This window comes from Reyranella sp. (assembly GCF_036558665.1).
GTDB lineage: Bacteria > Pseudomonadota > Alphaproteobacteria > Reyranellales > Reyranellaceae > Reyranella.
In genome coordinates, this window is record NZ_DATBFE010000084.1 from 1 (window position 1) to 9,097 (window position 9,097).

The window sequence follows — 9,097 nt, forward strand, 5'->3', positions numbered from 1 at the left end:
CGACCGACTGGCCGACATTGATCAGCGGCCTGCGATAGTGGTCAATCGTGGAGACCTGCAGCATGGCATCCCCCAGCGACACCATGTAATCGGTCTTCTCGCCGAGAAAAGTGCGTTGCTCGACCTGGCCGACCCGCGGGCCGGAATCCGCCGGCACAATGCCGACCATCTCGGGCCGGATCACGAGCCGGACCGCTGCGCCTATCGGCCGGCCCGTCGAAAGAGCGATACGCACGCCCTGGACCTCGACCTCGCCCGCCGAAAGGACGCGGCCGGCCAAGAGGTTCGCCCGGCCGATGAAGCGGGCGACGAACTCGGTGGCCGGGCGATAGTAGAGGTCGTGAGCGGTGCCGATTTGAAGGATGACCCCCCGTTCCATGACGGCGATGCGGTCGGAGATCGCCATCGCCTCCTCCTGGTCGTGCGTCACATAGACCGCGGTGATGCCCACCCGCTTCTGCAGCGAGCGGATCTGCTCGCGCATCTCGAGCCGTAGCTTGGCGTCGAGATTGCTGAGCGGTTCGTCGAACAGCAGCACCTTGGGCTGGAAAACCACGGCGCGGGCCAACGCCACCCGCTGCTGCTCGCCGCCGGAAAGCTGATGCGGATGTTGGCGACCGTAGCCGGCGAGGCCGACCGCCGCCAGCATCTCCTCCACCAGGGTCTTGATGCTTCTCTCGTTGCGCCGCTCGACACGCAGCGCATATGCCACGTTGTCGAACACCGACAGGTGCGGGAACAGCGCGTAGTTCTGGAATACGAAGCCGATGCCGCGCCGGTTGGGCAGGACATGGGTGACGTCCTCGCCTTCGATCAGGATCGTGCCGCCGTCGGGCGGCTCGAAGCCCGCGATCATGCGCAGGGTCGTCGACTTGCCGCAGCCCGAGGGACCGAGCAGCGTCACCAGCTCGCCCTGTTCCACACCAAGCGACACGTCTCGCACGGCATAGACTTCGCCCTTCACGGTGTGGTCGAAGCGCTTCGACACGCGCTCGAGACGAATGCCGTTGGCGGCCACGCGCCTACCCTCCGAGAAAACTGCGGGCGGCGGCCCCGGCCGCGGGCGTCCTGAGCCTGGCCAGGACGGCGCTGAGGACGGCCACGACGACGAACACGGCCACGATCACGAAGACCGAGAAGGCAGCGGCCGGTCCCAGCGAGAGCTCCGTCATGTTCTCGAGAATGCGCACGGTAATGAGGGTCCAGGAGATCGATACCAGGAAGATCGTAGCGCTGATTGCCGTCATCGAGCGGATGAAGACCACGCCGAGGCCGGCGAAGAAAGCCGGTGCGATCAGCGGCAGGGTCACGCGACGGAAGGTCTCGCCGCTGCCGGCACCGAGGCTCGAGGAGGCTTCCTCGATGCTGCGATCAATCTGCTGCAGCAGAGCGACGGTGGCGCGGATGCCGGTCGGGCTGTAGCGGAATATGTAGCAGGCGATGATGATCAGCACGCCGCCGGTCAACGCCAAAGGCGGATCGTTGAAGGCGATCAAATAGCCGATCCCAACGATGGTACCCGGCAGCGCATAGTTGATCATCGCGACCAGTTCCATCGCCCGTTGTCCGGGGAAACGTCGTCGGGCGATCAGATAGCCGACCAGCACACCGTACAGGCCGCCAAGCGGCATGCCGATCGCCGCGATGATCAGAGTGTCGCGGATGGCTGGCAGCCCTTCAGTGAAAATGACGCGATAGTGGCTGAGGGTGAAGCTGTTGTTGGCGCCGAAGGCCTTCACCAGCGAGGCCCAAAGCAGCAATGCATAGAAATAGACGATGAGTGCCGAGAACAGCAGGCAGCCAATGGCCAGAAGGTGCGCCGCCCAGGGCGCGAGGGTGCGGCTTCGCGAGCGCTGGCCGACCTTGCCGGTCACGGTCACATAGACGCGCCGGCCGACCCAGTAGCGTTGCAGCAGGAACACCGCGGCGGCCGGCACCAGCAACACCAGCGACAGGGCCGCGCCGCCCTTGAAATCGAACATGCCGGTGATCTGCAGGTAGGCCTGCGTCGGCAGTACCGGCAAGGAGTTGCCGGCGAGGATCAGCGGCGTCGCGAAATCGGCCAGTGACGCCGCGAACAACAGCAGGAAGGCGTTGGCGAAGCCCGGCACGGCCAGCGGCAGAGTGACGGTGCGGAACGTCCGCCAGCGGGAGCTGCCAAGGCTCGAGGCCATTTCCTCGAGGTTGGGATCGATCGCCGCCAGGATCGGTCGCAAGGTGAGGTAGGCGATCGGGAAGTAGGTCAGCGTCTCGGCGAGGGCGGTGCTCCAGTAGCCGTAGGGCGAGACGTTGGCGAGGCCGAGCAGGTCGTGACTGATGAAACCCCTCGGCCCGAACGAGAAGATGATCGAGATCGAGGTCGTGAAGGGCGGCGACACGAGGGGCAGTAACGCCGCGGCGTCGAGGCAGGTGAGCCAATAGCGTCCGAGCCCGCCGCGGACGGCAGTGAGCGCGAACTGGAACCCCAGCGCAGTGCCGAGCACACCGACCGACGCCGCGAGGAACAGGCTGTTGAAGAACGAGGCGCGATGGTTCTCGTCCGACAGCACAGCCGCCACCGGCGCCAGCGTCACGTGTCCCTGGTCCACGAAGGCCCGCTGGATCAGCTCCGCGAGCGGGAACACCACGAAGAGGGCCAGCAGCGCCCATAGCACGGCGACGGCAACGAGCAACGCGGGATCGCCGATGATCCCGCGCCATGGCGCCAGGAAACGCGAGCCCGTCAAGCCTATTGCGCCGGCAGGACCTCCTTCACCCATTTGTCAACGATCCGCTTGCGGTTCGCGCCGGCATAGGCGTCGTCGATTGGGATGATGTTGGCACCCTTCAGCACCGCGGCGACGGCCGGATCGGTCTTCACGTCTGGAGTTGCCGGCACGAAGCCGATCTTGTGCTGGGAAAGCTTCGACTGCATCGCCGCACTGGTCGCGAAGTCGATCAGCTTTTTCGCTTCGGCCGGATGTTTGGCGCCCTTGATCAGCGCGATCGCCTCGGCGGCGGAGCCGATGCCCTCCTTGGGAAAGCTGATCGTGACGTCGTAGCCCTTCTCGCGCGTCTCGAGCGCGTCGACGATGAAGAAGATACCGCCGCCCGCCTGGCCGAGGCCGACCGGCAGCGTGCCGCCGCCGCCGCTCTTGGTGTAGACCTGCACGTTCTGGCGCAGCTTCTTGAGATAGGCGAAAGCCTTGTCCTCGTCGCGCTTGTTGACCTCCAGCACCGAGAAAATGCGCGTCACCGCCGTGCCCGAGGTCCGGGCGTCGGCCATCTGCAGCATGTTCTTGTAGGCAGGGTTCAAAAGATCGTCCCACGAGGTCGGCGGCTGCAGATTGTGCGCCTTGAGAAAGGCCGTGTTGGTCATGAACACCAGCGGATCGTCGGCGATCGCCGTCCATTGTCCATCAGCGTGCTTGAAGCGCGCCGGCAGCCGGTCGAAGGAAGGCGACTTGTAGGGCTCGAAGATGCCTTCCTTGATGCCGGCGGCGAAGGTCTCCACCGGCCCGCCGAACAGCACGTCGATGCGCGGATTGCCCTTCTCGGCGATCACGCGGGCGAGCGCTTCGCCCGACGAGAAACGCAGGAAATTGACCTTGATGCCGCTGGCCTTTTCGAATTCCTCGAACATTGGCCGGGCATAATTCTCAGGCCAGATCGAGTAGACGTTCAGCGGCTCGGCAGCCTGTGCAACGCCGAGCCAACCCAGCAAGCCGGCCACGGCAGCCAGCGCGCCAACGGCCTTCTTCATGCTCCCTCCCCCAAGTATTGTTCCTTGAAGGGATATTGACCCGTCCCGCCGTGAACGTCCATGTAGCAGTCTTCACGACAGCACGGCGATCTTCTTGCGCTCGATCAGCTTGAAGTCGATGGCAGCTCCTAGCCCCGGCTCGTGCGGCACGTGCACCATGCCGTCGCGGCCAACCACGATGTCCTTCTCCAGTCCGTATTTCTGGGCAGCGTCGGGCAACAGCACCTCGAAGAACGTGGTGTTGCGGATCGAGGCGATCACGTGGAGGTTGGCAAGATTGTTGAGCGAATTGCCGCCGTGATGGACCTCGAAGTTCATGCGGAAGGCCTCCGCAAGGTGGGCGGTCTTCACCAGCGTCGTGATGCCGCCTTTCACCGCCACATCGCCGCGCAGGAAGTCGGTGGCCTGCTGCATGATCCAGGGCTGGTAGGATTCGAGGCCGGTGATCGGATACTCCGTGGCGAGGATCGGAATCGAAAGCTGCTGCTTGAGTTTCACGTAGTTGTAGATGTCCTGCTCGTGCAGCGGATCCTCGTACCAGAAGAAATCGAGATCCTCGGCGGCGTGGCCGACGCGCAGCGCCGCCGGATAGTCGTAGGCCCAGGTCGAATCGAGCATGATGGTGTAGTCGCCGACCGACCGGCGCACCGCCTCGCAGACCTTGATGTCGGTCCGCCACTCGGTCGGCGGATGGATCTTGTAGGCCGCCCAGCCATGCTCCTTGTGCTTGAGTGCCTCCTCGGCATAGGCCTCGGGCGCAGGGAGGACGGCAGAGCTCGCGTAGGCGGGCACCGACTCGCGGTAGGTGCCGAGCAGGCGATGGATCGGCTGGCCCATCGCCTTGCCGACGAGATCCCACAAGGCGACGTCGACCGCGCCGATGCAGCGCACCCCTGCGCTTCGTTGGCGGCGCCAGAGCTCGGTCACGATCGCCTCGCGCATGATCGGGTCCCGGTCCATCAAAATCGGCTTCAGATGGGTGATCAGCCCCTGGGCGTCGGTGGTCGCCGAATTGGAGGCCGAGCCGAGGAAGGCATGACCTTCGACGCCGTCGTCGGTCCTGAGGGACAGTAGCCCGAGCGCGCTCGATCCCGAGAAGCGGGCGATCCGGCCGTACTGCGTCGCGGGTATGTCTTCCCAGGAAAAGAGCGTGAGCGAGACATCGGTGATCTTCATGCAGCCTCCCAGATCTTCCTCTCGACGCCGTACGGATCGTGCTCGAGACGGCACTCGTTATCGAAGATCATGGTCGGCCGCATGGCCGCCGAATAGGCGGGCCACTCGGGCAAGCCGCGATGTCCCGGCCGACCCGTCCTGGCGAAGGCGGTCCACGCCCGCGCCATGCGGTCACCCAGCGCCAGGCGTTCCGGATCGTCGCCGGTGAGCGGTGCCCGGTCGAGGTTGTTGAACACGAACGGAATCTCGAGCGTGTGGCAGGAGCGAAGTCGTCCATTCAGGACAGGCGTCTCCCAGGCGAAGAGATAGACGAACACGCCGGCCGCCTTCTGCGCGAGCTTACGCTCGGCGATGGTGAGGGAAAGGCTACGCACACCGAGATCGCCCACGATTGCAACGGCGATTTCATCGGCCCTCATCGCGGGCTGCGCCCGGCGATAGGCCGCGATCACATCGGCGGCGCGCTTGCCGAGATACGGCGTCATCGCCTCGACAAGACTGTCGAACGTCGCTTCGGTCACCCACGGCAGATGGCCCAGGAACAACGTCATCTCGTCCTTGTTGGTGCCGATCATCAGCGGCACATGCGCCGACGACGCCGGCGCTGCGGGGGCGAACGGTCCGCCGGGAAAGACGTGGCCGTCGATCACAGGGTTGAATCCCAGCCGCCGCCGATCGGCGAAGGACGCACGGCCAATCGCCACTTGAACGGCGTTCTGCGCCTCGAGGATTTTGGATGCCGGCACCTCGCGCAGTTTGCCGGCCGATGTCGCATCAAGACCGAGCTCGGCCAGCACCTGGCGCGAGGTCCTAGTACCGTCCTCGCGATTGGCCATCTGGACAGCCGGTCCACTTTGGATGACGGCTTTGTGGAACAGGCCCTTGGCCGACGGCAGGGCCATCAGCACGCTCACCTTCGCCCCACCGCCCGATTCGCCGAAGATCGTCACGTTTTCGGGATCGCCGCCGAAAGCGGCGATGTTGTCGCGTACCCATTCGAGAGCGGCGACGATGTCCTGCATGCCGGCAGTGCCTGCGCCGCTGAACGTTGCACCCGCAATCTCCTCGAGGTGGAGATAGCCGAGTGCGCCGAGGCGATGGTTGATCGAAACCACCACGACGTCGTCCAGGCGACAGAGATTGGCGCCATCGCTCCACGGTGACGACCCCGAGCCGGTGATGAAAGCGCCGCCGTGGCACCAGCACAATACCGGACGCTTTTGACCATCGAGGCCCGCCGTCCAGACATTGAGATAGAGGCAGTCCTCGCTGATCTTCTCGCGACCGCCGAGGGTCAAGAGCCGTAACAGATCGGTTGGCAGATCGAACACGTTCTCCGCCTGGATCGACCTGTTGCCGTACGATGTCGCCTCGCGAAGGCCGCTCCATGGCGCAGGCTTCTGGGGCGGCTTCCAGCGCAGCGGCCCGATCGGCGGCGCGGCATAGGGAATACCCTTGAATGTACAGATGCCCCGATCGACGGTGCCGCACACACGCCCGCTCGCGGTCTCGACGACGCAGCCGCCCGCCATGTGCATTCCTCCCTCCGATCGTTCAGTATAAGCTTGGCCTATGAGCGACAAAGCAAAAGCCGAACTGGCGCCAACCGGCGTTCTGCGTGCCGGTATCAATCTCTCGAACTTCCTGCTCGTGACCGGTCGAAGTGCCAACGGCGATCCTGAAGGCGTATCACCCGACATGGCGAGCGCCATCGCCGACCGGCTCGGCGTGCCGGTGAAGTACGTGTCCTTCAAGACTCCCGGCGAACTCGCCGACCAGGCCGGTAACAATGTCTGGGACATCGGCAATATCGGCGCCGAGCCGCAGCGCGCGGCGACGATCGCCTTCACGGCGGCCTATTGCGAGATCGAGGCGACCTACATGGTTCCGGCTGGCTCGCCGATCAAAGCCATCGCCGAGGTCGATCGAAAAGGCGTGCGCATCGCCGTCTCGGCCCGCTCGGCCTACGGGCTCTGGCTCGAGAACAACATCAGAAACGCGACCCTGGTCCAGGTGGCCGGGCTGGACGCTGCCTTCAACAAGTTCGTCGACGACAGGCTCGACGTGCTAGCGGGCCTGCGGCCTGGGCTCCTGAAGGACATCGGAAGGTTGCCAGGCGCCAGCATCCTTGACGGCAAGTTCAGTGCCGTGCAGCAGGCCGTTGGCACGCCACGGTCCAACCAGGCCGGCGCAAAGTTCCTGGCCGAGTTCGTGGAGGAAGCCAAACGATCAGGCCTGGTGGCGCGGTTGATCGAAAAACACAAGGTCAAGGGCCTCTCGGTCGCTCCCCCCGCCTGAACGCGCGCTGCCGCGCTCTCCGACCACATCTGTGCACCGTTCTTGCGCAACCTTTCCACGACACCAGCGTTTATTCGCGCGTGTTGGGGGGATTTGTGAGCGGGGAGAACGCGCATTTTGCGACTGATCCTCGTTTCTGAGGTGTAAGCCCCTTCACCAATGCCGACCGAGGGGCTGCGCCATGGCTGTCGACGCTGGTTCGTCCGTAACCAATCGCGCACGCAAGATTCTTTCGCCGGCGTCCCCCCGAAACGGCACGGAAGCCGACGAACTCTTCGACCTGCTGCATGCCATGGAGGCAATGCGGGCAGGCGACTTCTCGGTCCGGCTGCCCGGCACGCATGCCGGTGCCTTGGGCCGCATCCATGTCCTGTTCAATGAGATCGTCGCCGCCAACCAGAACATGGCGCAGCAGCTCGAGCGCATCGGCAAGGCGGTGGGCGAGCAGGGCCGCACGCGGCAACGGGTCAAGTTCGGCATCTCGACCGCGGCCTGGGGAGAGATGGAGAATTCGGTCAACGGCCTGATCAACGACCTGGTCTGGCCGACCACGGAAGTGACGCGCGTGATCTCGGCGGTGGCGCAGGGCGATCTGCTGCAAACGGTGCGCCTCGACGTCGATGGCCGCCCTCTCAAGGGCGAGTTCCTGCGCTCGGCCAACATTGTCAATACGATGATCAAGCAGCTTTCGGTGTTCACCTCGGAGGTGACGCGCGTGGCGCGCGAGGTCGGCACCGAAGGCAAGCTCGGCGGTCAGGCCCAGGTGCGCGAGGTGACCGGTGTTTGGCGCGAGCTTACGGAGAGCGTCAACTCGATGGCCAACAACCTGACCGCCCAGGTGCGCAATATCTCCGACGTCACCATCGCCGTGGCGGACGGCGACCTTTCGCGCAAGATCACGGTCGACGTGCGCGGCGAGATCCTGCAGCTCAAGGAGGCCATCAATACGATGGTCGATCAGCTGCGCTCGTTTGCCTCCGAGGTGACCCGCGTGGCGCGCGAGGTCGGCACCGAAGGCAAGCTCGGCGGTCAGGCGATCGTGCCGGGCGTCGCCGGCACGTGGAAGGACCTCACCGACTCGGTCAACGCCATGGGCGGCAACCTCACCGACCAGGTGCGCAACATAGCCGAAGTGACCACTGCGGTGGCGCGCGGCGATCTTTCCAAGAAGATCACCGTGAACGTCTCGGGCGAGATCCTGCAATTGAAGGAAACCATCAACACGATGGTCGACCAGCTGAACGGCTTCGCCGGCGAGGTGACCCGCGTCGCGCGCGAGGTCGGCACCGAGGGCAAGCTCGGCGGCCAGGCGCAGGTCCCGGGGGTCGCGGGCATCTGGAAGGACCTGACCGACAGCGTCAACTCGATGGCCGGCAACCTGACAGGCCAGGTGCGCAACATCGCCGAGGTGGCGACCGCCATTGCCGGTGGCGACTTGTCAAAGAAGATCACCGTCAACGTGTCCGGCGAGATCCTGCAGCTGAAAGAGACCATCAACACCATGGTCGATCAGCTCAACGCCTTTGCCAGCGAAGTGACGCGCGTCGCCCGCGAGGTCGGCACCGAGGGACGCCTGGGCGGACAGGCGCACGTGCGCGGCGTCGCCGGCACCTGGAAGGACCTGACCGACAGCGTCAACTCCATGGCCAGCAACCTGACCGGCCAAGTGCGCAACATCGCCGAGGTCGCCACCGCCGTGGCGCGCGGCGACTTGTCGAAAAAGATCACGGTCAACGTCAGCGGCGAGATCCTGCAGCTGAAGGAAACCATCAATACGATGGTCGACCAGCTGAACGGATTTGCGGGTGAGGTGACGCGGGTGGCCCGCGAGGTCGGCACCGAAGGCAGGCTCGGCGGTCAGGCGGTCGTTCCCGGGGTCGC

Annotated in this window: 7 protein-coding genes; 2 read left to right on the forward strand and 5 right to left on the reverse strand. The window is 64.9% G+C overall.

Translation table 11 applies throughout. The annotated features are described in order from the left end of the window. From VH499_RS14140 to VH499_RS14160, 5 genes are all read right to left on the reverse strand, one after another. Positions 1-1,018, reverse strand: a 1,018-nt coding sequence (locus tag VH499_RS14140) for an ABC transporter ATP-binding protein (protein WP_332053384.1), incomplete at its 3' end; no start/stop codon positions are given. Positions 1,019-1,022: 4 nt separating this feature from the next. Further along, a complete protein-coding gene (locus tag VH499_RS14145) occupies positions 1,023-2,759 on the reverse strand; it encodes an iron ABC transporter permease (RefSeq protein ID WP_332053385.1) in 1,737 nt (578 codons plus the stop codon). Further along, on the reverse strand, positions 2,729-3,742 hold the full coding sequence (locus tag VH499_RS14150; RefSeq protein WP_332053386.1) for an ABC transporter substrate-binding protein: 1,014 nt from the start codon (positions 3,740-3,742) through the stop codon (positions 2,729-2,731). The genes VH499_RS14145 and VH499_RS14150 overlap by 31 nt, the downstream gene beginning before the upstream one ends. A 72-nt stretch (positions 3,743-3,814) precedes the next feature. Beyond that, positions 3,815-4,918, reverse strand: coding sequence for an enolase C-terminal domain-like protein (locus VH499_RS14155; RefSeq protein WP_332053387.1), 1,104 nt, complete (start codon positions 4,916-4,918; stop codon positions 3,815-3,817). After that, positions 4,915-6,450 (reverse strand): carboxylesterase/lipase family protein, encoded by a 1,536-nt coding sequence (locus VH499_RS14160; protein WP_332053388.1) that lies wholly within the window; start codon positions 6,448-6,450, stop codon positions 4,915-4,917. Before VH499_RS14160 ends, VH499_RS14155 begins: the two co-directional genes overlap by 4 nt. Before the next feature lie 40 nt (positions 6,451-6,490). Between VH499_RS14160 and VH499_RS14165 the strand changes: the two genes are divergently transcribed. Then, positions 6,491-7,216 (forward strand): transporter substrate-binding domain-containing protein, encoded by a 726-nt coding sequence (locus VH499_RS14165; protein WP_332053389.1) that lies wholly within the window; start codon positions 6,491-6,493, stop codon positions 7,214-7,216. 292 nt (positions 7,217-7,508) lie between these two features. Then, a partial coding sequence (locus tag VH499_RS14170) for a methyl-accepting chemotaxis protein (protein ID WP_332053390.1) occupies positions 7,509-9,097 on the forward strand: 1,589 nt, incomplete at its 3' end.

Coding starts and splice junctions, on each gene's coding strand:
- VH499_RS14150 (WP_332053386.1), bottom strand. CDS start 3,742: ATGAAGAAGGCCGTTGGCGCGCTGGCTGCCGTGGCCGGCTTGCTGGGT.
- VH499_RS14160 (WP_332053388.1), bottom strand. CDS start 6,450: ATGGCGGGCGGCTGCGTCGTCGAGACCGCGAGCGGGCGTGTGTGCGGC.
- VH499_RS14155 (WP_332053387.1), bottom strand. CDS start 4,918: ATGAAGATCACCGATGTCTCGCTCACGCTCTTTTCCTGGGAAGACATA.
- VH499_RS14145 (WP_332053385.1), bottom strand. CDS start 2,759: ATGGGTGAAGGAGGTCCTGCCGGCGCAATAGGCTTGACGGGCTCGCGT.
- VH499_RS14165 (WP_332053389.1), top strand. CDS start 6,491: ATGAGCGACAAAGCAAAAGCCGAACTGGCGCCAACCGGCGTTCTGCGT.